Consider the following 23,608-nt stretch of genomic DNA (forward strand, 5'->3'; position numbering starts at 1 on the left):
AGCTGTTGCCGACTCCCGCCGGGCCTGCACCTCGGTCCAGAAGCGGTGCAAGCACAGCCACGCTGAGGATCAGGCAGCGAGTGGATACGCTGCGGCCACGCCCACCGGCGGCGAAGAATGAGCGGCCAGGAGCCATCTCGCTCAGTGCGTCCGATGCGTGACAGCAGGCTAGCTGTCCGGCTGGGCCACCGGGAGTCGAGGCGAGACGTGGTGCGTCGGCGCGTGGTGACCCCCCGGTGCGGTCCGGACCGGTCGCAGCGCCGTAGTGGCGCCGCGACCGGTCCGTGCCGAACAGTCAGCGGGCAGGCGCGCCGCTCCGGCTCCGTCCACGCCGGGAGCTCTCCCGGCCACGGGAGACCGAGCGTCGCCCGTTTGGCGGTCGACCGTTGCGCGACCGAGGTGAGGTGTCCTCCTCCGGCTCCTCCGCGCTCTCGGACTCCTCTCCGTCGGAGTCGTCGTACTCGTCCTCGAAGTCGCCGTCCTCCTCGTCGGAGTCCTCGGCGTCCTCGGCGTCCTCGTCGGAGTCCTCGTCGGAGTCCTCGTCGGAGTCCTCGTACTCGTCAGCGTCCTCGTCGTCGAGGTCGCTGGCGGCCTCTTCGTCGGAAGAGGAGTCCTCGAACTCCGCGCCGTCGTCCTCGGTCTCCTCGGTCTCCTCGGTCCGGTCCTCGAGTTCGTCGGGTTGCCGCACGACCTGACCGTCCTCGATCTCGCCACGCCAGGAGCCGGTGGCCTCGCCGCGCATGGAGACGAAGCGGCGGAAGTGCTTGAGATCCAGACGGACCCGGCGACCGAAGGCGCGCCAGAGGTTCGCGGTCTTCTCCACGACGCCACCGGGGTAGTACTCCAACACCAGGAGCACCTTGGTGAGGTCGTCAGCCAGAGGATGAAAGGTCACGACGCCCTTGGTCGTGCCCTTGGCGCCTTCAGACGTCCAGGCGATCTTGCGGTCGGGAACCTGCTCGGTGACGGTCGCCTTCCAGGACCGGTGCGACCACCACACCTTGCCGCGCCAGTTGCTCTCGACCTCATCCCTCTGGTCGATGCTCTCCACGCCTTTCATGAACAAGGAGAACTCCTGGAACTGCGTCCACTGGTCATAGACCACCGATACCGGGGCGCCGACGTCGATGTCCTCGATGATGTTGGTCATCTTCGGCTTGCCGCTGCTGCCTCTGCTGAACAGCGACTTCACCTTGTCCTTCACCCCGGTCACCGCGGCGCTCGCGCTGGCATGCAAGGGTGACTTGCCCTCGGCCAGCTTCTTCAGTCCCACCCCCAGCGCGCCGGGGTTCTCGGCGTGGTCTTCCAGCCGCTGGGTGGTCTGCTCCAGCCGTTCGCCCGCGGACTTCATCAGGTCGTTACCCCGGGCCAGCGCGTACTCGCGTGCCTCCTTCGCCAGCCGCTCGGTGGCCGGACTGCGCACAAGAGCGGATCCCACGTTGGAAAGGACAGACGCGTGCTTGTCAGCCATACCTTCTCCTCTCCTCAGCGCCGCGTCCGGGACGCGGACCGGCTCGAGCTGGAGGACTGCCGACCAGACGACGAGGACCGGCTGGATCCATTGGTGGACTTGCGGCCGGCACTGGTGGACTTGCGGCCCGCACCCGTGGAATTGGCCGTACGGCTGGTGCTCTTGGCGGCGGTCTTCTTCGCCTCTCCGCTTGCTCCGGCTGCTGCCCTGCCACTATTGCTCGCGGCCTTCTTGGCGGTACCGCTCGCCTTGGAGGTGGCCGAACGCGCCCTACTGGTCCCTTCCCCGGTCGCCTTACGAGCCCTCCGGGTGCCCTCGCCGGCGGCCTGCTGGGCCTTGCCAGCGCTCTTCCGGGCCGGGCGGGAGGCACGGCGAGAGCTGTCGTCCTCCGCGCTCTCCGCGGAGCCTTCGTCCTGCGCCTCGTCGGCGTAGTCGTCGTCATCGTCGCGGTCGTCGTCATCGTCGCGGTCGTCGCGATCCTCGATGGAAAGCCGATCGCCGAGGCTGCGCGTCCGGTCCTGCAGGTTGTCGGCGAGCCTTCCCAACTGCGACTCGAGGGTGGCCACGGCTGCCCGCCGGCCGGCGTCCTTCACCGGCCCGCGCAGCTGTTCACCAAGCTGGGCGACCTGCGGCGTACTCGCGAGTTTCAGAACACCCTCGCGCAGGAGTTGGCGTGGCTGCAGACCGAGTTGGCTGCCTGCCAGCCACAGAGCCAGGCTCAACGCGGCCTTGCCCTTCTTGGTGCGACCGAGGAGGTAGCCTCCCGCGATCGCCATGCCAATCTTGGCCTTGTCATCCACGATGTCTCCTCTCGTTGCGTCCAGGCACCCGGCCTCGGACCGGGCTCGATGGCACTGCCAATCGGCCCGTTGCGCCTGGACGGTTGGGCCTCAGAATCCCCAGCGCGAACTCTCTGCGGCAGCGTGCGCGGGGGCGGCGGAGGCCGCGGGGTCGAAGCTGTAGATCGGCAACGGACCGACGTAGTCGATCAGTGCCTGTTCGTCGATCTCCTCGGAGAGTGTGGCCACGGCGGAGTCCATCTCCCCGAGTCGTTCCCTTCGGAGGAGGAACGCGACCTGTTCCCAACCCTCGTCGGAGCTGCTGAGGGTGTGCGCCTCCTCGGCGACGTCGTCCAGTGCCGCGACCCACTCCGCGACGAGGTGCGAACGTTGGGCCGCGAGTCGTTCCGCCACCAGGCGGCCCAGCTCGACCCGCTCCGACATGTCCGCACTGGGACGGCCACGGGAGGCGGCCGCGCGAAGCTGGGCATCCTCGTCGAAGAGCGTCTGCAGGGCGTCCTCGTTCAGCGTGAACGTGATCCGGACCTCCACGAGCTCTGCTATGGCATCCATCCGCGCGCGCAGGTCGTCCCCGGCCGGTGGACCGAGAACCTCCGAGCGCACCGAGTCGGCGTCCGGCGCGACGGTCCCGAACCGCAGCGGCAGCACAGGACCGACCTGCACCGCACTGACCAACACGTCGAGGAACGAAACACCGTCGTCCTCGGTGAGCTGCTCGTCGTCGGCCAACTCCCGGACAACAACGGCAAGTCCGTCCTGCTCTACGAGTTTGACGTCGAGCTCGTCCGGTACGCCGGAGGCGACGAACGGATGGTCCTGGCGCACCACGCCGTGCAGAAGAAGAGTCACGAGTCCTCCGCTGTACGTCGGCTGGAGCGACGCGTGCTCGAGCTACCACGGGAGGCTGGCGCCTTGCGGCGCCTGGTGCCGCGGGGCTCGTCGTCGGCCTCCTCCTCGTCGTCCCGGTCAGGTCCGACGGAGGAGAGGAGGTCCTTGGCGCTCTCCTTGACGCCCTCCAGGGCGCCTTTGGTCTTGTGCTGGGCGCCGCCCTCGGTGACCTCGTGGACCAGCCCTGGCAGACCCGCGACCTGTTCCTGGGGTTGGATGTCGAGTCGGTTGACGGCTTCGGCGAAGCGTAGATACGTGTCCACGCTGGCGATCACGATCCGTGCGTCGATGGTGAGCAGTTCGATTCCCACGACCGCGACCCGGACGTATGCGTCGATCACGATGCCCTTGTCGAGGATCACTTCGAGAACATCGGCGAGGCTGCTCGGGCGGGGTGCGCGGTTGATGCCCTGTGTGGCTACGGCCATGTGCTTTTGCCTCCACTCCTGTCGGTCACGTCTCCGATCAGTCGGACCCCTTGGGTGTCAGGTCTCTGATCGGCCACGTCACCGATTGGTCGTACGTCTGCTTGGTCAGTCGGTGTTCGTCCCCCAGTAGTTGGTCCACGTCGATCGGGAGTCGGATGCCTTCCCGGCCCACGCCGAAGATCTCCCGGAGTTCGACGAACTTCTCCTCGAGTTCGAGGAGGGCTTGGCCGAGGCGTTCGATCTCGTCCTCGGACAGCTCGCCGCCCTCCATACGCCGGATCGACTGCCGCTCCAGGAGGTCGCGGACGAGTTCGAGCAGCGCAACCACGAGCTGGCCGAGCCCTCGCCCGAGGTCTTCGGCGTCCGCGGCGATCCGAGGCGTCCGACCGAACGGCTGCGACGGCGAGGTAGGAGCAGTCATGCCTCGTCCCTCCCGCCACCCACGCTGTGGTCCAGTTCGTGCGCCGTCTCGATCCCGACCAGCAGAAGCCGCAGGTCGAGCCGGATCAGGTCGATCCCGGCCAGCTGGATGATCACGTCGCCGGAGACGAAGGCACCTCGGTCGACGACGCGGTCGAGCAGGTCTGCCAGACTCGTTCCCTGGTTGGACGCGAGTGTGTTCCGCTCAGGCATCGGCCACCCTCCGGCTGCGCAGTTGGGCGAAGCTATACGGCGGCCAAGGGCCGGTGACGTCCACCCTGATGCCGTGGGGCGCTAGTGCGCGGACCTGGCTCTGCGCCGCCACCAGGAACGCTTCCTCGGCGGCGGCGTCGACGAGGTAGGCGGCGTTCAGGACGACGTCTGCACTGGCACCGGGTTGACGGTCCATCTCGCTGGCGAAGGCGCCCAGCGTGGTGAAGACGTCCTCGGTCAGTGCGCGCTCCTGTTGCCGGGCCTCCTCCCCGGCGCGCAGTGCATGCCGGCGACGTTGCAGGTATGCGGTTCCCGTGGGCCGGGCACCACCGTCGCCGTCGAGTTTCGGGCTCGGTGTCTGCGTGGCTTGTTCTCTGCACAGGCGGATCCCCCACTCGCGGTGGCCGTCCAACCGATCCAGTCGAAGGATCGCCTCATCGTGGTATTGGTCGAGCGCTCGGACAGCAGACTCGTCGTCTGCGACGACAGTGGCGAGCCGCAGCGGAAGAGCCGGTGCCTGGTCGAAGATCGCCCGGACCACGGCGTCGTGTGTCATGGCCAGCTCCGCAACTTTGCCGTTCTCAGAAAGCTCTTCCTCAGGAAGTTCCAATGCGTCGCGAGCGACGTCGCTGACGGCTATGGCGAGGTCGGCGTGTGAGACCAAACGCACCTGACCGGACTCTCCTACACCGTGCAAGCCGGCCACGTCGACCGATTCCGCTCGCACAATCGCATAGAGGTATCTCACCTGACGAGGATCCTGACGCATTTTCCACTCTCCGTGAACCGACAGCGTGGAACGCACCGGCTCTACGCGTCACCTTGTTTGTCGGCGACGGCCCGCGCTTCCGGACTGGCGACGAGCCGCTCGAGCGCTTCGAGCCGCTTTCGTAGGTCGTGGTTCTCGGCTTCCAGACGCGCTCGCTCACCCCGGCGCTGCTCACCGGAGGAGTCCAGCTCGCTTTCGCGCCCCTGTGAAGTGAAGAACGGGTCCCGGGTCCACCAGTCCATGCCCATCTCCTGGGCGGTCTGCGCCGAAGCGACGAACAGCCGTAACTTGAGCGACAGCAACTCGATGTCGAGCACGTTCACCACAATGTCGCCCACGATGACAATGCCCTTGTCCAGAACGCGTTCGAGGACGTCCGCCAGCGAGTCGGGCTGGCCGCGGCCACTCATTGGTTGCATCGTCATGTTGGATCCACCGCCCCTCGGACATAACGACGGAGCCGCTCATAGCCCATAAGCTCGCCGTCTTCGTCGACCTCGATGCGGTAAGTGGCGATCACTGTCGTCGTGGAAGGGACTCGCTCCAACTCCACCACGTCGAGCAGAACGGACCAGCCGGTGTCACTCTTACGAACGCCGGTCACTCCCTCGGGCTGCTTCGCCGTCAACTCGAAGAACTGCTGCGCTGCGCGCTTGACGACCGCCGCAACGCCCGACTTCGCTGGACGCCGACCTTCCTCGTGTGCGGTATCACGCTTGGGAGCATGCTCGCGCTCACTCATAGGCGCTCCGCAGGACCCGGGGCACGTGTTGCATACCGACTCCCCTCCATCGTCCCCCGTGTCGATCACCCGACGCTAGCTCATGCTTCGCCTTATGTCGCATCGGCGACTTCTCGCCACGGCCGCGCGGCCCTTCGACTGTTCCGCCCCGACCGCTGATTCCTCGAATACGTGCCCCGGCGCCTGACGTCGCACCTCGTATGGGCGGGGGTGGGGGCCCAGTAGCCTGCGGGCTGCGGCGAATCTCCTTCCAACGCTCGGCCTACGTAGGCATGAACTGCTTGCGCCGAACGCGGACCGCCGCGAGCTTCTCTGCGATCGCGTTCGCGGTGGCACCTCCCGCGATCGGTGGACCTACCTGGCAAGGGACCATAGCGCCGTGTCCCACTCGCACTCGTAAGCCCACCGGCGAAGCTCATGACCGAGCCATTCGGACAAGCCGAGGACGCCCCCGAGGCGGCCCTGGGCGTGCCAGGGCCGCCTCGGCCGGTCGCGGTGAGGGGTGGTCGCAGTCGATCTCGGTCCGGGTCTCGTCGTGGGGAGGTGGCTGCCGCTGCCCCTTCTCCACCAAGCCCAACCGGGAGTGGAGCCGCTGGGCCAGGGTGGTTCCTTTCTGCCTCAGGCTCCCTCGACCAGGTAGGCGTCCAACCTGGCCTCGACTCCGATCGTGGTGGTCTACCGACGTAGCCGCGGCTTCTCCGTGCAGTGCGCGCGTGCCGTGAGCTCGATCAGCTAAGAGTCTGAGTCAGGTGCGGTTGCTGGGCTGCGTCTGGATCTGGCGCAATATTCACCTGAACTTGTTGGGCTTGGAAGCGCGGGTTTGCGTCGTTCCGGGGTTCAGATGGCCTTGCCGCGTTTGCCGGTGAGCCTTCCCCGCGGCCTTCCGGTAATCATGGCGGCGATCATGACGAGCACTGCCGCGACGATGATGCTGACGATCCACCGCACCCAGTCGACACCAGGCGTGGCGGCGACACCGAGCGCGGCGGCCGCGTAGTAGCCGATGAGCACTCCACCGATCCCGCAGATAACGGTCAACCAGAGGGGGATGTTGTCCCGGTTACTCGGAGCGACCCACTTGCCGAGTATGCCGATGATGATGCCCGCGATGATGACGCCAACGATTTCCATCTGTTGCCCCTTCCGGGTCAAGGACGGCCCCAGGCCCGGTTGTGCGTGCCAGTCCCGGGGCCGCCGGAGTCGGGCACCCCCGAGGACGCCCGGCCTACGACGACCGACCGTAGCAACGGTCGCCGGTTAAGTCGCGGCGAAGGGCGAGGTCCTGCGTCCGCCGCTGTTAGACCTCGCCCTCGCCCCGCAAAGCACTCGCGCGAGAGGGTTTTGGGGCCGCCGCCACCGACGCCCGAGGGTTGTTGGAACTAGAGAGCCCAGCGCGTCCACACGAGCGGCGGGCCGCCTCGCAGTGACCGCACGAACGGCGACGGCCGCAGGACCCGTCACGCCGCACGGCCTGGTTCGCAGCCATGGGGTCGCAGGAGCGAACCCGAGACGGACCGTCCATCTGCAGGCCCGGGTCAGCGCGCGGGCATCGCGGCTGCGGACGACCATCGAGCCGCAACGGGCCGCGCGAGCGAACGTGGGTCTCCGCCTCGCCCTTCCGCTGTCAGTTCGGTCGCCCTGCCGCCACCAAACGACTGGTGTGTTACGCAGGACTGGTGACATGGACGCTCGGCATAGTCGATGGGTGGCCATCGTGGTGGTCTCGGTAGGCCATCTGATGAGCGAGGACCGACCAGCACAGCCGGGAGATGAGAGACCTCGGCGACGCCCTCGAGGCTCCTCGGCGAGGCGGCGGCTGGTGTCGACCTGCCCGGCCTGGTGGCGCAGCGAGGTCGTGAACTGGCCCACTGGCTAAGGCCCCGGCGCCGAGGCCCGAGTGGGACCGGCTCGTCGCGGTCAACCTGCCCTGGCAGTCGACGGCGTGTATGCCCTCGCGGAGGTCCTGCACGCCGCCCGGGATCTGGTGGCGCCTCGACCACGCCCCCGCGGGCAGGTCGTCCGCCGCGGCGGCGCCGTGTGGCTACTCGTCCCGCTCGCGCAGCTTCTCGGCGATCAGCTCTTGGGCGGATTGGATGCCGGCGCGCACGCCCATGTCGATCAACTGCAGCTCGCGTTCGGTGAGGTTGTCCCGGCCGCCCGCCGCCTCTATCGCCCTGGTATACGCATAGGGGCATGTCTCTTCCTGCATGTCGCCGCCCTTCCCCGATAGTTGAACTTTCATTTCCATGCTGCGCACAGTTCGGCGCGCGGCGCCGCCTTCGTTTGGCCAGGAACCACTTACATCCGGACAGTGAGGCCGCCCGGCACGCCGGAGGGTTCACAGGCTTATGCACAGGGATCGGACAACAGGGCGAAAGACCCTGTGCCCGTGTGACCTTGGACTGGTCACTCGCGGGTCACGCGGCGGGTACGAGGCCGACACGGCACCTGCACACGGTCCCGTCGGCCGCCTACGTGGTCGCCTCCCGCGTAGGCGGCCACCCCGGCCCGCCGCGCCGACAGGCCGCCGCCTAGCGGCTCGGCCTCGCGGCGAGGAGCTCGGCGCACAACGCGAGGTCGGCGCGCACACCGGCGTCGAGCATTCGCAGATCCTGGTCGGTGAGCGCGCTCGGCCCGCCGGCCTCCTGCACCGCACTCAAGAGCGCGGAAAACAATCACCTTGTCTTGCACGCCACAACACTGCGCGCGACCGGTACACCACACAAGGCCGAGCCCGTCCAGGCGGCGTCAAGACGCGGCCCCGGCGTCCGCCGGGGAGAGGGCGGGGCCTGCGCCCATGTTGATCCGGTCAGAGCACCCATTTGTGCTCGTCGTACTCTTTGCGTTCGCCCGCCGGGGGTTTGACACCTGGCGCTGTGCACATGGCGCGACCTCGCTTCGCTGCTTCTTCGGCGGCTGCGGTCCATTCGCCGGCCGGTAGCCCCAGCCACTGGCGTAGGCCCTGGCCGTTTGCGGCGAGCATCCGCGGATGTAGTCGACCGTGTGCCATCGCTTGGAGCACCAGGTCCACGGTGTCGTCGACCTGGGCGGCTGGTACGGGCTCGAGCAGGCCGGCGCCGATGCCTGCGTAGAGGACCTCGGCGATGCGGTGGCGGGTGAGCATGCGGGGTGAGGCGTAGTGCCGGGACCGGTACAGCCGGTCCTGGATGTCCTCACGGGTCTCGGTGGGATGGGCGGCGAGGATGGTGTCAGTGCCGTCGACGCGCTCGCCGCGGCGTATCCGGTCCGGCCCCTCGAGCATCGGGGCGAGCAGCTGGTCGGTGGCGGCTGCGCGCCAGGTCCCGTCACCGGAGTAGATCCCAGCCTGCCCGGTCCGTCGCACGTGATCGTAGATCGCCTGCACAGCGACCTCGAGCTGCTGCCGGCGCCCTCCGGTCGGCACCTCATACCCGTCCACGCCCTGCTTCCCGTACCTGCGCTGCTGCCCCACACCCGCATTCTTACTCGAACAGACGTTCGAAGGAAGCCGGTGCGGCCCCGGTCACGCTGCGGCGAATCCGGGGCCGCCGAAGGAACCTAGCAACGATCACCGCTTACGTCGCGGCGTGCGGCTCACGCCTCCAGGTCGAGGTCGAACGGCACCTCGTTGGGTGCGATGTCGCGCACGCGCAGCATGCGGACGGCGTGCCGCCACCGCCGTCCCTGGTCGGTGGCGATGTCGGCGCGGATCTCCACCACGACGAGTGGGGCGACCTGGTGGTAGCCGGTCGGCTTGGACCGCCAGTTCACGGTGAGTTGCGCCGGCCACGGGTGGCCGCCGATCGCAGCGACCAGCAGCGGCGCGACCGTGGCGGCCTGCGCATCGGTCAGGTGAGTGGTCCGGCCCGCGTAGTGGAGTCGGCCGGTGTCGGAGGCGTATCGGCCGAGCAGCAGTGCCGCCGGCCGGTGGAGGCTGCCGGTGACCCCGCCGATCACGGCGTCGGTGGTCTGCCGCGACTTGTACTTCAGCCACACCCGCGCGCCGGAGACGTACGGGCTGTTCGCCGGCTTGATCACCAGCCCCTCGACACCGGCGACAGCCATCGTGTCGAACCACTCCGCAGCCACCGCCGGGTCCGATGTCTGCATGGCCAGGGTCAGCGGCGACCGGGCGGGGATCCGACGGAACAGCCGCTCCAGCACGGCACGCCGCTCTCGAAGCGGACGGCGGCGGAGATCACCGTCCTGCGCCGTCTCGAGCACGTCGAAGACGACCAGGTGGACAGGCTGGGTGACCGCGAGCTCGCCGGCATGACGGCGCTGGGCATAGCGGCGCTGCAAACGGTTGAAGTCGAGCCGTCCCCCGACCCAGCAGACGATCTCCCCGTCAACGACCGTCCCTGCAGGCAGGTAGGCGTACAGCGCGCCCACCAGCTCGGGGAAGGCGTCGTCGAGTGGTGTGCCGCGGCGGGAATGGATCTGTACGGAGCTGTCTGCCCGGATTGTGGCGAGCGCGCGGTACCCGTCGAACTTCGGTTCGTAGCGGAGGCCACCGGCAGGTGAGCGAGGTAACCGGTCGATGCTCTTGGCGAGCATGGGCACGATCGGCCCTGTGATGCGCACTGCGGGACCTTCAGGTGATGCGGTCTGACCGCACCACCGTACGGCGCCGCCTGTGCAAACGGCACCAACGGGCCCGCAGCTGACGACCGGGAACTCTCGGCGGGGCATTCGCGTTTCGCAGCTTGTGCGGCCGGAAGCGGCCGGAACCGCACAGGTGGGTCGGCCGGGCCGCGTGCGGCGGCCCCGGCCGGCCTATTGCCCCAGCGTCCTGAGTGCCGTTCCGACGGGCCCGCCCCGCCCACCTCCCCCATGGGCGGGTCCGGCGGACGCAGAGGGCTACGCGCGGCCGGGTCGGTGACGGACGGGTTCGCGGCCCGGCGGTTGGCTGGGTCGTGGACCGGGTGCGGCCGGAGGGATGGGGTTTGTGACGGGCTCGCCGGCCGTCAACTGGAACGTCCGACCGTGGTGGGCGAGCTCGACCGAGGCATCACCCTCCAGCGAGTACGTTGCGTTGGTTTTGTTGATATTCACGCATAATCTCTGCCCGTGCCACAGCACGCTGAAGGTGAGGCGGGTCAGCGGCGCGGGCAGACGTGGAGCGAACGTCAGTGACCCGCCGCTGTCGCGCATGCCGCCGAAGCCGGCCACGAGCGTGAGCCAGGCGCCGGCCAGCGATGCGATGTGCAGCCCGTCACGCGTGTTGTGTTCGAGGTCGTCGAGGTCCATCCGGGCGGCTTCGCCCAGGTAGTCGTAGGCGAGATCGAGGTGCCCGACTTCAGCGGCGAGCACTGCCTGGATGCAGGCCGACAGCGACGAGTCGCGGACGGTCAGCGGCTCGTAGTACGCGAAGTCGCGGGCCTTCTCGTCGGCGGTGAACGCGTCGCCGCGCTTGAACAGCGCCATCACCAGGTCGGCCTGCTTGACCACCTGCTTGCGGTACAGCTGCAGATACGGGAAGTGCAGCATCAGCGGGTACTGGTCGGGGCGGGTCTGCGCGAAGTCCCAGACCGCGAGGTCGGTGAACTGCTCCGCCTGTGGATGTACGCCGAGCTTGTCGTCGTAGGGCACGAACATCGCGTCGGCGGCCCGCGCCCAGGCGGCGATCTCGTCGCCGGTCACTCCCAATCCGGCCGCCTCGTCTGGGTGGCGCTCCGCGGCCTCGGCCGCGCCCCGCAGATTCCGCTGCGCCATCATGTTGGTGTAGACGTTGTTGTTGGCGAGGGCACTGTATTCGTCAGGGCCGGTGACGCCGTCGATCCGGAAGCTCCCGTCGACGTGGTGGAAGCCCTGCGAGGCCCACAGCCGGGCGGTCTCCACGAGCAGCGGCAACGCGGCCGTCCGCTCGAACGCCTCGTCGCCGGTCGCCTGCACCAGCCGGATCACCGCGTCGGCGACGTCGGCGTTGATGTGGAGCGCGGCCGTGCCGGCCGGCCAGTATCCGGAGCTTTCCTCGCCGTTGATCGTGCGCCACGCGAAGGTTGCGCCGTCGAGCGTGAGCTGCCGAGCCCGCTGCCGGGCGGCCGGCAGCGTCAGGTGCCGCCACCGCAGCGCATCGGCGGCGGCGTGCGGGGTGGTGTAGGTCAGCGTCGGCAGCACGAACGACTCGGTGTCCCAGAACACGTGACCGTCGTAGCCGGGACCGGTCAATCCCTTGGCGGGGATCGGCCGGCGCTCGGCCCGGGCGCTGGCCTGCAGTACCTGGAACAGGGCGAACCGGACCGCCTGCTGTACCTCCGGGTCGCCATCGAGGTCGACGTCGGCGCGGGCCCAGTAGTCGTCGAGGTACTGCCGCTGCTCGGCCAGCAGGCCCTCCCAGCCGCTCTCCCGCGCCAGCGTCAGCGCCGCCTCCACCTGCGCCGAGATCGCCGGGATCGACCGCATGCTGGACCAGCCGTACGCCAGGAACTTCACCACCCGCAGCGACTCTCCACGCGCCAGCCGGGTGGTGAGCGTGAAGCGAGCGGTGTCCGGCGAGCACTCGATTTCTGTTCGTACATTCGCGGGGCAGTGCACCGTATGGTCCATCGCCGCGCCGATCCGGCGCCCGCTGGCCCGCGTGCAGTGCACCAGTCGTGCACGCGCGTCGTGCGCGATGTGCTGTTCGGGTTGCAGCGGTGATTCGAGGGCGGCCGCCGCCCGCGGGTCTGCCGACGTCGCTGGTAGCTGCTCGTTGGCCACGAGTTCGGACTGGAGCACGATGTGCAGCGGCGCGTCAACCGGCCGCACCTCGTACGCGATCGCGGCGGTCGCGCGCTGGGTGAACGACACCAGCCGCGCCGAGGAGATCTGCATGCAGTGACCCGACGGGGAGACCCAGTCCGCGGTACGGCGCAGCACGCCGTCGCGCAGCGACAGCACCCGCTCGTGAGCGCCCAGCTCGCCGTAGCGCACGTCGAACGGTTCGTCTTCGACCAACAGCCGGATCAGCTTGCCGTTAGTCACGTCGATGACACTCTGGCCCGACTCCGGGAAGCCGTAGCCGGCCTCGGCGTACGGCAGAGGCCGGAACTCGAACACCGAGTTCAGGTAGGTGCCCGGAAGCCCGTGCGGCTCGCCCTCGTCGAGGTTGCCGCGCAGCCCGATGTTGCCGTTGGACAGCGCGAACACCGACTCCGACTGCGCCAGCACGGAGAGGTCGAGACCGCGTTCACGGATGTCCCATGGCTCGGGCGAAAACGCCGGATGCGTGATCATCGCTTGGTCTCCGATTCAGCTCGGTCCAAGACGTCGTCGGGGTCCTGCACCACGATGTCGGCACCGTGCGCACGTAGCTCGTCGGCCTGGACCGCCCGTCCACGCCCACGACGTACCTGAATATGAGACCTCCACTGCCATGGCGAGCGAGGCCAGGTCGTGGCATCACGGTAGGCACGGGCACGCGCTACCTGCAGGCAACAAAAGACCCGCGCCACCCAGGACCGACGGGTAAGCCTGCCCCGCTCGGCGCGGATCGCCAGTGACCCTGCGATGGTAGATCAGCGGTGGGCGAGGAGGGTCCAGTCGATCAGAGCAACGGCATCGATGACCACATTCGGCTCTTCGACGACAAAGCGCGCTCCACCGGCCATCGGCACTGCTGCTTGGCCGGGCCACCTCTGACATCGGCCGCCTCCATTACGCGGGCCGCCCCACGCATCTGACCGACGCGCAGGCGAGCCGTGGTCGCCCCTGTTGCTCGTCACGTCCACGTCGACACCCACCTCTTGACATGGGGCCGGACGCGCGACGGCCCGGGCTGAGACTCCGCGACCGCCGGAGGGATTCCCTCCAGGCGTGATCAGGCAAGGCACGATGCATGAGCAGATCCTCACCACAAATGAGGTGAGAGGACCAGACGTCCGTGGAATTGTCTGACAGGGCCCGTCGTCAAGGTTCGATCATCATCTCCGGCTCGGCGGGCTCCGTCACCTGTCGCGGTGCATGCGTCCGTACCCGGCATAATTGAGGTGGGCACCTCATCCACGATGTGGCCTGCACCAGGGCCCAGCAGCACCTGGTGCAGGCCGCAGCCGTTCATAGCGCAGCCCCGCGCACATCCCACCCCGCAATACTCAGTGTGCGTCTTGTAATGCAGGGCAAGGCATCTCATCGCCGTTATGAGCCCGCTAGTTCATCGCTGGGCGATCCAGAACTCGATGCAAGCTGCCACGCGACCGCCGCACCAGGGACCAACGGCTTGACAATCGTGGTGTGGGTCGCGCTCGATCGGCAGCTTGACGCTCGGGGAGGGGCTCCGAGACTGCCCGTGAGTAAGGCGGACGTTGGCTAGCAGGGACGGGTCATCCGTCTCATGGCTGGGCGGTGTTCGCCGGGAAACCACGTGGGCCATGACGGTACGGATGGTGTCAGACCGGAGAACAGCCGTCGGGCTACGCCGCTGACCTGCTGGGATGGGCGCTGCTGTTCGCCATGCAGTGCGTTGAGAACCTCGATCGCGCCCGTCAGCACCGGGATCGTCCACTTGACAATACGCAACTGCCTTTGCGCGGTTCCTACCGACCGCGGATCTGCCTTCTCCGCCTTCTCCGAGTCAGGCGAGCTCGCTTTCTCGATCTTCTTTCCCAGCGCTCGGGCGTAGGCAGTTGCTCCCAGTGCGGCGCACGTGAGGACGGTCTTGCCGATCGTGGAAGCGAGTACACCCTTCTGTGCGCCAATCCGCTGTCGGTTCGCCATGGCGAGTCCAGCGCCGCCGATGAGGTGGATACCGATGGCCACGGCGTTGATCGGGGTCCATTTGGACCATCCCGAGCTGGCCATACGAGCCGTATCTGTCTGGGTAGGCAGTTCTTCGGCCGCCGGATTGAGCGCGGCGGCACCCATCATCGAGCCCCCGAACCATGCCGCCAAGCCAAGATCGTGCATCGCGCGCAGGACAGTGTTGCGGTCTGACATAGTTCCTCCTCGCACTGCGCCAAGCTGGCGAAGACTTCCGTATCTGACAGCGCCCGCTGCTTCGTGGTCAACACACGAGCGTCATGAGATCCGTGAATGGACTGAGCGACTATGATCCTTTGTTTGTCTTTCCCCAGTCGCGGAAAGCGTCCCGCACCCGGTCGAAGACTGCGACCGGCGGTCCAAGGAGCATCTGGGCTACTGCGGATTCACCCGCGGCTGGATGGGGCCGGGTGGGAGCGACGGCCTCCGCCGCCCGCACGGCGCCTGCCATCTTCTGCAGGTCATCGGCGGGAAGCTCCCGACGTAGTCCGGGGAACTCTTCACTCTCCTCGTGCGAGGCATGCTTCTCCACCGCGTCGGCCAACGCCGCAAACCGTGTGTCGAACTCCGAGTGGTCCACTCCAAGGTCATACAGCTCCGAGAGCTCGTCCTTGGCCTGCGACTCCTCGTTCAGCCGAGCATCCACCACCCGCTCGCCATTGGCGATCTTACGGCGGGCCGTCGGGTGGACGACCTCTTCCTCGGCAGTCTCATGCACCGCGAGCAGGCGCAGCAAGTCCTCGAAGCTCTCCCGCTTGACATCACCCGTCTCGGTCCTCACCTGGGTGATCAGGGCCCTGATCTGCTCATGCTGCACAAGAAGCAACTCGATGACATCCTGATCTGTCGTGCCTGCCATGTACACGATCCTTTCTCGGCAGCCGTTACGGTCGCTCCGTCCTCCTCATGCACTACCTCTTCTTGCCTCGACGCTTACCGCAGTACCCATGCGGATGTGCATCGCAAGCCCTCTCACGATAGACCCGCGAGACGCTTAGCTCTACTTGCTAGCCCGCCCACGCCGGGCCAAGGACCGTCAAGGCGCCATCGCATGAGTAGATCCTCACTGGCTTGGTGAATCCCTAGGGACGCCAGAAATCTCTGCAGGGAGTTCGAGGCGAATCCTGGACCTGGCGCGCCGTGGAACCGATACGTTGACTCCTTATGCCCGGTAGCTGTCAACGCTTCGCGAAAACTGACCCCGTGTGGTTCCGTGAATTCTAGTGCTTCTCCCAACACCACCTGGTGGCGCAGGCGTTCGTTGGCCTGGCCGATTTCAACGAATAGCAGGTGGCGGAAGGGCTGCAGCAGATCTCGCTGGGCGCGTATGTCACCTCCTCGGACTTCGGCGTCGACGTGACGGAGAACTGGCAGTCGGAGTATCTCCAGTTCTTCCTCTACATCGTCGGGACAGTCTGGCTCGTCCAGCGTGGGTCGCCGGAGTCCAAACCGGCCGAGGACGCCGGTCCGCAAAGCGACAGAGAACAAGAGGTCGGCCCCCTACGCCCGCACTGAATCGCCGAGGTGGGCCAAGGACCGCGGCTTCAGATTGGGGATCTACTCCCACTCCCTCGGACTGACCATGGCCTTGCTCTTCCTCGCCTCATGGTTAGCCCAGTCCGTCACCGGCGTGGTGGCCTACAACGAACAGCAGCTCGGTCAGTTGCAGGCACCGATCTCCTGGTCGCAGTATCTTCTTGCTCCCGACTTCTGGAACCGCACCCTGCAGAACTGGCAGTCCGACTCCTCGGGTTGGTGTCGATGGCCGTGTTGGCCGTCTTCCTGCGTGAGCGCGGCTCACCTGAGTCCAAGCCTGTCGGCATGCCGCACGACGGCACCGGCAGCACCGGCTGACAAAGGAAATGGCGGGTCCGTAGCCGGCGAGATGATCGACCTTTCCGGCGGGGGACCCAGGCCCCCGCACGGTCATCCTCGGCAGGAGCAGTCACCGATCAGTTGATGAGAAGTCGCGCATGTAGCGGGTTGCGCCCGTTGGCACGAAGCGAGCAGGACGATACCCGGCACGACACGCCGTCGAAGCCGACGGTGGGCGTCGACACCGCGAGCAAATGGTGGAGGCCGGGGAACGAAGGACCGGTGTAGCCTCGCGCTCCTGGAAGTGGGCTGCACCGGCGCTATCGTGGGGGGCCCGCCGGGAGCTCGAACAGGTCTCGCCCTGCACCGCTGGACCCCTGCTCCGCGGTTACTGTAGGCACCATGCGATGGCTGAGACCACGCCAGCGATACGCCCGCCGTGGCGTGACTTACGGCCTCGGCTGGGAGGGCTCGCTCGCCTTGCGCGGCCGCTCGGGCTTCCGCTTCCACTTCGACAGCCATTCCTCCACCTGGGACCGGACCCGCAATGGACCAGACAGAGTCTCGACGACCGCCGGCGGGAACCCCTGCAGGGTGGCGAGCTCGTGGGCGCGCTGGCGGGAGACATCGGCGATCTCGGCGATCTCTGCGTCCCCGACAAGCGCTGGGATGCTGGGCTTGGCGACCCGTGCGACGAAGGTCTCCTCGTCGAGGACCTCGACGCCGAGCGGATTGAAGCGCCGGCCAGCTTCCTGAACAGCGTCACGCACCAGGCGCATCGCGAGGTCGACGGCTTGGCGCAGGGTGTTCGACTCGACGACCAGACACGCCGATGCGCGGTCCGGCTCCAGCTCGCGTCCGACCGCGGCGCGGTGCGGCTCGAGCGTCTCGGCGATCGTGGCGAGACCATTGGCGGTCGTCTCGCCGGCCTCGTACCACTCGACACGTGCGGCCCACATGACCATGATGGCCCTTCCTTCCCTGTTGCTGGCCGTTCGAGGTCGAGGACGGCGCCCCAGTCGGGGGCCGGTGGCCATGGAAGGGAGCGGCGCATGAAATCCTCACCCCAAGCTGGCGGTGGACCGGACGTCGGTGCAAGCGTCTGCCTGAGTCCCGTCGTCCACAACGGTTGATCATCACCTCCGGCTCGGCGGGCCCTGCCACCGGCTGCGGTGCGTTCGTCCCCCGTCCGTACCCGACATGTGTGGTGGCACCTGATCCACGAGGCGAGGCAGCCCCGGGGTCCCAGCACTCTGGTGCAGGTCGCCGTTCAGCGCGAAGCTCCAGGCACATCCCACCCCGCGCAATACCCAGCGCTCGCCTTGTAGGGCAGGGCATCTCATCGCGGTAATGAGCCCGCGTAGTTCGTCATTGGGCGATCCAGAGCTCGATGCGACCTGCGCACGAGCGCGTTCGTACTCGGCGACAACCTGCCGTTTCGCCCAATGTCCACCATCGCCTTCGGCGGCATGCCACAGTCACATGCCGGCGGCGACAGCGGCGTTGACACTTCGTCAAAGGTCTCGCACGTCTCGTGATGGACGTAACCAGCCCGCTCGCTGTCCTCGGCGAAGCGGGCCACCAGGAACCCAGCAAGGTCACTCATCCTTGACTGCCCTTCAGGTAGCAGACATCCCGAAGTCGGAAGCACCATGACGGTCACCTCCACCATCGCACAGAGGCCCAGATGCCGGTCACGACCGGCGCACCGCCGTACAGGAGGCAGACTCTGGGTCCGTGAGCCCGGCAGCGCTGCTCGCCGCGTTCCTTGACGTCCCCGCCAGCATCCAGCGCTGGTAGCGCGTTGAAACGCGGTTGATCTGGCGTCTGGATGCCAGGAAGTTCGAAATGGTGCGGATGCGAAAGATCGCCCAACGACTGCGTAAGCGAGCGGTGGAGTTGCGCACTCGCCGCGCGGTTGAGCAGGATTGCGCCTGAGAACCGCGCGTGGGTACGCCTCTTTGGTGGGAATCGATGATCGCCTCCGCCCCAGCCTGGCCGGGTTGCCGCGCTGAGGGTGACTCACCCTGCTACGAACGCCTCGCTCTGGGTCTGACAGACATCCCAAGTCGAAAGTTGTCAAGCAGCGACTTGTTCCGTGCGATGTGACCATGCGGTCGCTTCGTCGTACGTGGTGCCGGTCCTGAGGCAGCCGTGCAGGATGCCGACCAGCCGGTTGGCGAGCTGGCGGACGGCGGCGTGGTGGCCGAGGCCGCGGGCTCGCTGCTGGTCGTAGTAGGCGCGGGAACCGGGCGAGCAGATCATCGCGGCGTAGGCCTGGCGGCCGAGCGCGTCGATGAGGCGGTCGTTGTGGACGTATCTGGCCGTGACGACATGCTTCCTGCCGGAGGCGCGGGTGATCGGGCTGGTCCCGGCGTAGTTCTTGCGGGCTTTGGCGCTGGCGTAGCGGTCGGGGTCGTCACCGAACTCGGCAAGCACCCGGGCACCGAGGATCATGCCCAGACCGGGCTGAGACACGATGATCTCAGCGTCCGGGTGCCGCCCAAAATGTGCTTCCACCTGCTCCTGCATGCTCTTGATCTGCTCATTCAGCGTGGTCAGGATGGCCGCTTGGGCGCGGACGGTGGCTGAGTAGGCCGACGTCACGATGGCCGGCTGACCGAGCTGCTCGGCGCGCAGCGCCGCCCGGATCTTCTGGGCCTTGTCGGCCACATGGTGGCGACGGGCCCGCTTGAGCGCCGCGGTGATCTGGGCGGTCGTCAACCGGGCCGCCGAGTCCGGGTCGGGCGCCTTGGCCAGCAGTTCGAGAGCATCAGCTCCGGCCAGATCACCGAACGCGGCCAGGGCAGAGGGAAAGAACTCCCGCAGCGCGTGCCGCAGCCGCAGCATGTGACGGTTACGTTCCCAGATCAACGTCTTGTGCGCCCGGGCGACCACCTTGATCGCCTCGGCCTCAGCGGTGTCCCCGGCAACCGGCCGTAGCTGGTGATGCTGCAGGCGCACCATGTCGGCGATGGTGTGGGCATCGGCGGGATCGCTCTTGGCCCCCGACACCGACGTACTCTCCCGGAACCGGGCAACCTGCAGCGGGTTGATCGCATAAACCCGGTAGCCGGCCGCGATCAGCGCCTGCACCCACGGGCCCCTGTCGGTCTCGATCCCGATCACGACCTGGTCGGCCTCGGCGTTCTCATCCAACTGCCGCCCGATCAACTCGTGCAGCCGTGCGATCCCAGCAATGCCCTCCTCCAGCCGGGCCTTGGCCAGCCGTCGCCCCTGCACGTCCTGCAATTCGACGTCGTGATGATCCTCAGCCCAGTCGTCCCCGACGAACAGCACCTGTTCTCCCGTCCTCGACAGCCACCATCAGCAGCCCGCGGGAGAACCTCCGCAACCTAATGATCAAGTGCTCACGCCACACGACGGCGGGCACGACATCCCATCAGCGGTCCATCCTCCCGACCACCGGCAGGGGCACGATCTGTCAATAGGACTTCATGTCCTGGCTCCGAGAGTGCTCACCTGCCGACGGCTACCGGGCACCGAGTCTGCCAGCGGCTGACCCGGTAACTCTCATTAGGCTCCCGGCAGAAACTCTCGCGCGAACTCCGCCGGCAGCGGTCGCGTCACGCGCTCGGCGGGTCGACGAACTTCGACCCTACGCCGGCAGTCGCGAGCCCTCCGCCGTCAGTTTCAGCGCGATGTCGAGGTCGGGGGCGTGCTGGTCACCCTCGACGAACAGGACCGCGGCGCGTGGGACGCATCCCTGGTCGCCGGTCTAGAGGCCTGAGGCGACAACGTCTGGCACGAACGAACGTTCATTCGACCGGCCAGCGCCCCGTCGTGGGCCAGCCGGGACTTCGTGCGCGAGCTGTTGGTGATCAATCCGAGCCTGACATGGGCTCTACCATCTCTGCTTTGGCAGAAAAATTAGCGGACAGCCCCTCGGCCTTGTACGGACGGCCCGCCGGGAGATCCCGGCGGGCCGTCGTGTGTGGGGTCTGCCCCGCGGAGGCCAGCCGTCGGTGTCCGGCGCCGGCATGTACGACCCGGCATTTGGTCCGGCGTGAGGATCTTCTTGTCACGCTGATGACCTGGATCGGGCCACGCTGGCCGTCGACGTGGTCGACGCCGGACCAGCTTTGGCCAGGAACGCTCACAACTCCTTGGGTCCCTCCTGGAACACAATCCACGGACCCCTCGGCCCGGACGACGGAGCTGACACGCCGGCCTGGTTGCCGCCCGTACTGGAAGGACTCCGCGATCTTCGTGGTCGAGGACGACACCCAGACCGTTCGGCGTCGAGACTGGTGAGAATGGCACCGCAGATCGTCTCCGAGCTGGAGACGAGACTTCTGTCGACCCGACTGCTCCACCTACCAGCATGTGGTCAGACACCCGGCGGCTGGAACGAAACGGGTTTCCCCGCGGCAGCGTCGAGGTCCTCAGGCGTCAGTAGGACGACCGTCTTCGTAGTGACAGTTCCACTGGCCGCGACGGCCAGACTCAGGGCTGCGATCGAGGCGTTGTCCGGAGCCTCGATGATTGTGTAAACGTCGTCTGATCCGAAAGCGAAATACATGGATTCGATGACGCAGCCCAACTGCCTTGCGACATCTTCGACGGCCGACCGGCGCGCACTACCACCTTTGTCAAGCAAGCCTTTCGTGCCAGACTCGGTGTAACTCCCCTGCACCAAGAATTTCGGCATCGATACACCTCCCTTCGTCCTACGCCCAGTTTACGTGTCCACTACCGCCGAATCCGGGGCTCCGGTCACGCTGCGAGCGGTCATTGGTCAGTCACACCTACGACCTCCACATCCCGGACATGGGCGGGTCTCGCAGGGGCGCGCAGCGGAGACTGCCCAACCTCCTCGGCGCTCTGCAGCGCACCCCCCTGAACTACGCGTCCCCTGCGCTCCCGAGTCCGTCAGCGCCGTGTGAATGCAATGGGCCAGCACGCCATCAAAGCAGGTGGTCGCGCTTCTCCTGAGCAGTCACCGCTCTAGCGATCATCCGCTTCTGCCCCCTCGGCTGGGGACGCCGCGGCGGGGCCAGCCAGGTCCCGACTCGGCGGGCGGCGGTGAAGCTTGCCCATGCACAGGCGGCGACCAGCGGCTCGTCTGCGGCAGGGCCGAGGTGGGCGCGCGCCTCGCCGATCAGCCGCTCGTCGATTTGGTAGGGAGCGAGAGCGGTCAGCAGGGTGAGCCGGCCGAGTGGCCGATGGTCGGTGGCGAGAGGTCGGACCGCGTCCTCCAGCCAGGCACGCGACAGGCCAGGATCCTCGCCGCGCCAAACCGTTACCCATTCGGTGACCATGCTCCGCACCGGTTCCGGAAGCGCGTTCGCACCGGCGGCGTCGAAGGCGGCCGCGGCCCGGCCGAACGCGTCGGCGATGACCGCGTTGCCGCGAGCCCAGCCGAGGTCGTCAGGTAGTGAAGAGGGCGGCAGCAGTTGGACGGCGGCACCGGGGCGTACGTCGTGACGCGTCTGGCGGGCGAACGCCAGAACCGCCAACCGCCTCAATCCCGCCTTAAGCGGCGCCCACTTAATCAGGAACGGCGAGGGAACGACGAAGAGGGCCACCATGCGGTTGATGTAGTGGTAGCTCACCGCGACGCCAATCAACTCGGCTACTTCGTGGTCGGCGAAGGGCGGCTGCCGCAGGATCGCTGCGTCCGGATCCCGTGTCGCCCGCGCCCAAGCGATCAGTGCGTCGAGTTCCGGATCCGAGCTACCACTCCCGCGCCCACCCGCGAGGTCACGTGCCTGGGCGTCCACGCCGAGGGCGTGGAGCACGGTCGTGTGAACCTCGACGCAGTAGGGGCAGGCGTTGATCGCCGACACCGCCGCGGCGACCGCCTCCTTCCTGGCGCGTGAGACGTGGATCCCGTGGGTGGGCTCGCGGACGATCGCCCAGTAGGCGCACAGCGCGGCGGGCGAGGGCAGGTGAAGTAGGAACGGCGGCACCAACGCTCCGACGTCTCGCCTGATCTGGCGTCGTACGGCCTGTGTGCGGGTGTCGTCCAGGACGAGCTCAAGATGACGCACCTGGCGACGGAACGCCCTGTCCGGAATCACCATGGCTGGTCTCCAGATTGACGGCGAAGACAAGATTTCCAAGTAGTAAAACATCTTCTGGGACTTCTTGCTAGCCTTTGGTTGTGTCTCCTCGTCGGTACGCGCAGTTCTGCCCACTCGCCAAGGCGCTGGACATCCTCGGCGAGCGGTGGACCCTGCTGATCATTCGAGAGCTGCTGGCCGGGCCGAAGCGATACACCGATCTGCGCGCAGGGCTCGCCGGCCTCGCGACCGACCTGCTGGCGACGCGCCTGCGCGAACTGCGGGCACACGGACTGGTCGAACGCCGTGACCTACCGCCGCCGACGCCGGCGACCGTCTACGAACTGACGGAGCGAGGCAGGGCACTCCGACCGGCCATCCTCGAACTGGCCAGGTGGGGGCGCCCATTATTGCGTGAAGCCGCCCACGATGCCCTGCCAGACAGCGCCCTGGTGCTCGGGTTAGAGGCCGCCTTCCACGCCGCGGCGGCGGTTGGCGTGGACGAGACCTACGACATCGAGGTCGACGGCCAACGTGTCGCGGTGCGGGTTCGCAACGGCACGCTCACAGTCCTGCCCGGCGGCACCGGTGACCGGGCGAGCGTGCGGATCAACACCGACCGCGAAGGTTTCATGAGCCTTGCCCGGAGCGACAGCGGCACCCGGCCGCGGATCGACGGCGATCCTGACGCGCTGGCCAGGTTCCAGCGCATTTTCGCGCTCGACTAGCGTCCTGCGTCAACGGTTGGTTGACATTCTGTGGGCTGGTTCTACGGCCGGCGATCTTGGTGTGCCCGAAACTCGCGCCCTGCTTGGCGTGCCCGTAGACCGGGCGCAACAGCGAATCGATATCGACGAACACCTGATCCTCGATACCTGGTAGCAGCCCGCTGGCCTGGACGAGGTTGACCAGATGGGCCCGCGCGACCGATGCCAGCTGCAAGGTGTGGCCGTGGGTGAACTCGCGCAGAAACTGGCCCAACGTCGCTCGAGCGTATACGCCGTCGAACAGCCGACGCATCCCACCCGAGCGGATCACATCCAGATCATCGATACAGTCCGCACCCGCAGCCATCCCCGCGACGATCGAAGTCACCTTGCCCGCCGGGTTCACCGCCGCCGACCTCACCATCGTGGTCCTGATCGCGACCCGCTCGCCCACCAGCTCCGACAAACCCGCCCGCTCCGCCAACGCCATCACCGGCACCAGCCCCGCACACGACACCAGGTTCTGCTCATCGAACACCGGCGTGGCCCGAGACCACCCATACGGTAGTTTCACTATCAGTGCCTTTTGGATCGGGTTGGATCAGGACCTA

At 67.3% G+C, this 23,608-nt stretch carries 24 protein-coding genes and 1 pseudogene; 3 read left to right on the forward strand and 22 right to left on the reverse strand.

Going from position 1 to position 23,608, the window contains the following annotated elements:
• Positions 1–295: 295 nt before the first annotated feature.
• The 17 genes from HEB94_RS00955 to HEB94_RS01030 all read right to left on the reverse strand — a co-directional run bounded on the left by HEB94_RS00955 (position 296) and on the right by HEB94_RS01030 (position 15,308).
• Positions 296–1,471 carry an SRPBCC family protein gene (locus HEB94_RS00955; protein ID WP_192748206.1) on the reverse strand — a complete coding sequence of 392 codons (1,176 nt, stop codon included), beginning with the start codon at positions 1,469–1,471 and terminating at the stop codon, positions 296–298.
• 14 nt (positions 1,472–1,485) lie between these two features.
• On the reverse strand, positions 1,486–2,271 hold the full coding sequence (locus HEB94_RS00960; protein WP_192748207.1) for a hypothetical protein: 786 nt from the start codon (positions 2,269–2,271) through the stop codon (positions 1,486–1,488).
• 90 nt (positions 2,272–2,361) lie between these two features.
• Positions 2,362–3,120 (reverse strand): GvpL/GvpF family gas vesicle protein, encoded by a 759-nt coding sequence (locus HEB94_RS00965; protein ID WP_192748208.1) that lies wholly within the window; start codon positions 3,118–3,120, stop codon positions 2,362–2,364.
• Complete coding sequence (locus tag HEB94_RS00970; RefSeq protein ID WP_192748209.1) at positions 3,117–3,587, reverse strand: gas vesicle structural protein GvpA; 471 nt, start codon at positions 3,585–3,587, stop codon at positions 3,117–3,119. The genes HEB94_RS00965 and HEB94_RS00970 overlap by 4 nt, the downstream gene beginning before the upstream one ends.
• A 37-nt stretch (positions 3,588–3,624) precedes the next feature.
• A complete protein-coding gene (locus HEB94_RS00975) occupies positions 3,625–4,008 on the reverse strand; it encodes a gas vesicle protein K (RefSeq protein ID WP_192748210.1) in 384 nt (127 codons plus the stop codon).
• Positions 4,005–4,220 carry a gas vesicle protein GvpJ gene (gene gvpJ / locus HEB94_RS00980; RefSeq protein WP_192748211.1) on the reverse strand — a complete coding sequence of 72 codons (216 nt, stop codon included), beginning with the start codon at positions 4,218–4,220 and terminating at the stop codon, positions 4,005–4,007. Before gvpJ ends, HEB94_RS00975 begins: the two co-directional genes overlap by 4 nt.
• Complete coding sequence (locus HEB94_RS00985; protein WP_238361373.1) at positions 4,213–4,989, reverse strand: GvpL/GvpF family gas vesicle protein; 777 nt, start codon at positions 4,987–4,989, stop codon at positions 4,213–4,215. The genes gvpJ and HEB94_RS00985 overlap by 8 nt, the downstream gene beginning before the upstream one ends.
• 41 nt (positions 4,990–5,030) lie before the next feature.
• Positions 5,031–5,399, reverse strand: a complete 369-nt coding sequence (locus tag HEB94_RS55050) for a gas vesicle protein (RefSeq protein WP_238361374.1) — start codon at positions 5,397–5,399, stop codon at positions 5,031–5,033.
• Between the two features lie 11 nt (positions 5,400–5,410).
• Positions 5,411–5,731, reverse strand: a complete 321-nt coding sequence (locus tag HEB94_RS00995; protein WP_192748214.1) for a gas vesicle protein GvpO — start codon at positions 5,729–5,731, stop codon at positions 5,411–5,413.
• 837 nt (positions 5,732–6,568) lie between these two features.
• Positions 6,569–6,862, reverse strand: coding sequence for a GlsB/YeaQ/YmgE family stress response membrane protein (locus HEB94_RS01000; RefSeq protein WP_192748215.1), 294 nt, complete (start codon positions 6,860–6,862; stop codon positions 6,569–6,571).
• Between the two features lie 910 nt (positions 6,863–7,772).
• Positions 7,773–7,979 (reverse strand): hypothetical protein, encoded by a 207-nt coding sequence (locus HEB94_RS01005; RefSeq protein WP_192748216.1) that lies wholly within the window; start codon positions 7,977–7,979, stop codon positions 7,773–7,775.
• Between the two features lie 283 nt (positions 7,980–8,262).
• Positions 8,263–8,391, reverse strand: coding sequence for a hypothetical protein (locus HEB94_RS52075; protein ID WP_273374668.1), 129 nt, complete (start codon positions 8,389–8,391; stop codon positions 8,263–8,265).
• A gap of 149 nt (positions 8,392–8,540) precedes the next feature.
• Complete coding sequence (locus HEB94_RS01010) at positions 8,541–9,182, reverse strand: hypothetical protein (protein WP_192748217.1); 642 nt, start codon at positions 9,180–9,182, stop codon at positions 8,541–8,543.
• A gap of 122 nt (positions 9,183–9,304) precedes the next feature.
• Positions 9,305–10,294, reverse strand: coding sequence for an ATP-dependent DNA ligase (locus HEB94_RS01015; protein WP_202896034.1), 990 nt, complete (start codon positions 10,292–10,294; stop codon positions 9,305–9,307).
• A 276-nt stretch (positions 10,295–10,570) separates the two neighbouring features.
• Entirely contained in the window at positions 10,571–12,928 is a 2,358-nt protein-coding gene (locus tag HEB94_RS01020; protein WP_192748218.1) for a glycoside hydrolase family 65 protein, read from the reverse strand.
• Positions 12,929–13,999: 1,071 nt separating this feature from the next.
• Positions 14,000–14,626, reverse strand: a complete 627-nt coding sequence (locus HEB94_RS01025) for a hypothetical protein (protein ID WP_202896035.1) — start codon at positions 14,624–14,626, stop codon at positions 14,000–14,002.
• 109 nt (positions 14,627–14,735) lie between these two features.
• Entirely contained in the window at positions 14,736–15,308 is a 573-nt protein-coding gene (locus HEB94_RS01030) for a hemerythrin domain-containing protein (RefSeq protein WP_192748219.1), read from the reverse strand.
• Positions 15,309–15,739: 431 nt separating this feature from the next.
• Between HEB94_RS01030 and HEB94_RS48850 the strand changes: the two genes are divergently transcribed.
• Together HEB94_RS48850 and HEB94_RS53220 are read left to right on the forward strand one after the other, a co-directional pair.
• Complete coding sequence (locus HEB94_RS48850; protein ID WP_202896036.1) at positions 15,740–15,964, forward strand: DUF6766 family protein; 225 nt, start codon at positions 15,740–15,742, stop codon at positions 15,962–15,964.
• Positions 15,879–16,303, forward strand: a pseudogene (locus HEB94_RS53220) (DUF6766 family protein). The gene HEB94_RS48850 and the pseudogene HEB94_RS53220 overlap by 86 nt, the downstream one beginning before the upstream one ends.
• Positions 16,304–16,713: 410 nt before the next feature.
• Here HEB94_RS53220 and HEB94_RS01040 read toward each other — a convergent pair.
• The 4 genes from HEB94_RS01040 to HEB94_RS01055 all read right to left on the reverse strand — a co-directional run bounded on the left by HEB94_RS01040 (position 16,714) and on the right by HEB94_RS01055 (position 22,278).
• Positions 16,714–17,229 (reverse strand): hypothetical protein, encoded by a 516-nt coding sequence (locus tag HEB94_RS01040; protein ID WP_192748220.1) that lies wholly within the window; start codon positions 17,227–17,229, stop codon positions 16,714–16,716.
• 1,114 nt (positions 17,230–18,343) lie between these two features.
• Positions 18,344–19,564: an IS110 family RNA-guided transposase gene (locus HEB94_RS01045; RefSeq protein WP_192748221.1), complete on the reverse strand. Its 1,221-nt coding sequence runs from the start codon at positions 19,562–19,564 to the stop codon at positions 18,344–18,346.
• 1,051 nt (positions 19,565–20,615) lie between these two features.
• Positions 20,616–20,936, reverse strand: coding sequence for a GYD domain-containing protein (locus tag HEB94_RS01050; RefSeq protein ID WP_192748222.1), 321 nt, complete (start codon positions 20,934–20,936; stop codon positions 20,616–20,618).
• A 256-nt stretch (positions 20,937–21,192) separates the two neighbouring features.
• Entirely contained in the window at positions 21,193–22,278 is a 1,086-nt protein-coding gene (locus tag HEB94_RS01055) for a carboxymuconolactone decarboxylase family protein (RefSeq protein ID WP_192748223.1), read from the reverse strand.
• Between the two features lie 113 nt (positions 22,279–22,391).
• Between HEB94_RS01055 and HEB94_RS01060 the strand changes: the two genes are divergently transcribed.
• Positions 22,392–23,018, forward strand: a complete 627-nt coding sequence (locus tag HEB94_RS01060; protein WP_337917430.1) for a winged helix-turn-helix transcriptional regulator — start codon at positions 22,392–22,394, stop codon at positions 23,016–23,018.
• Here the strand turns inward: HEB94_RS01060 and HEB94_RS01065 are convergent.
• Entirely contained in the window at positions 22,921–23,535 is a 615-nt protein-coding gene (locus HEB94_RS01065) for a hypothetical protein (protein ID WP_420481507.1), read from the reverse strand. The two genes, HEB94_RS01060 and HEB94_RS01065, sit on opposite strands and share 98 nt — an antisense overlap.
• Between the last annotated feature and the right edge of the window lie 73 nt (positions 23,536–23,608).

The organism is Actinopolymorpha pittospori, from assembly GCF_014873875.1.
Classification (GTDB): domain Bacteria; phylum Actinomycetota; class Actinomycetes; order Propionibacteriales; family Actinopolymorphaceae; genus Actinopolymorpha; species Actinopolymorpha pittospori.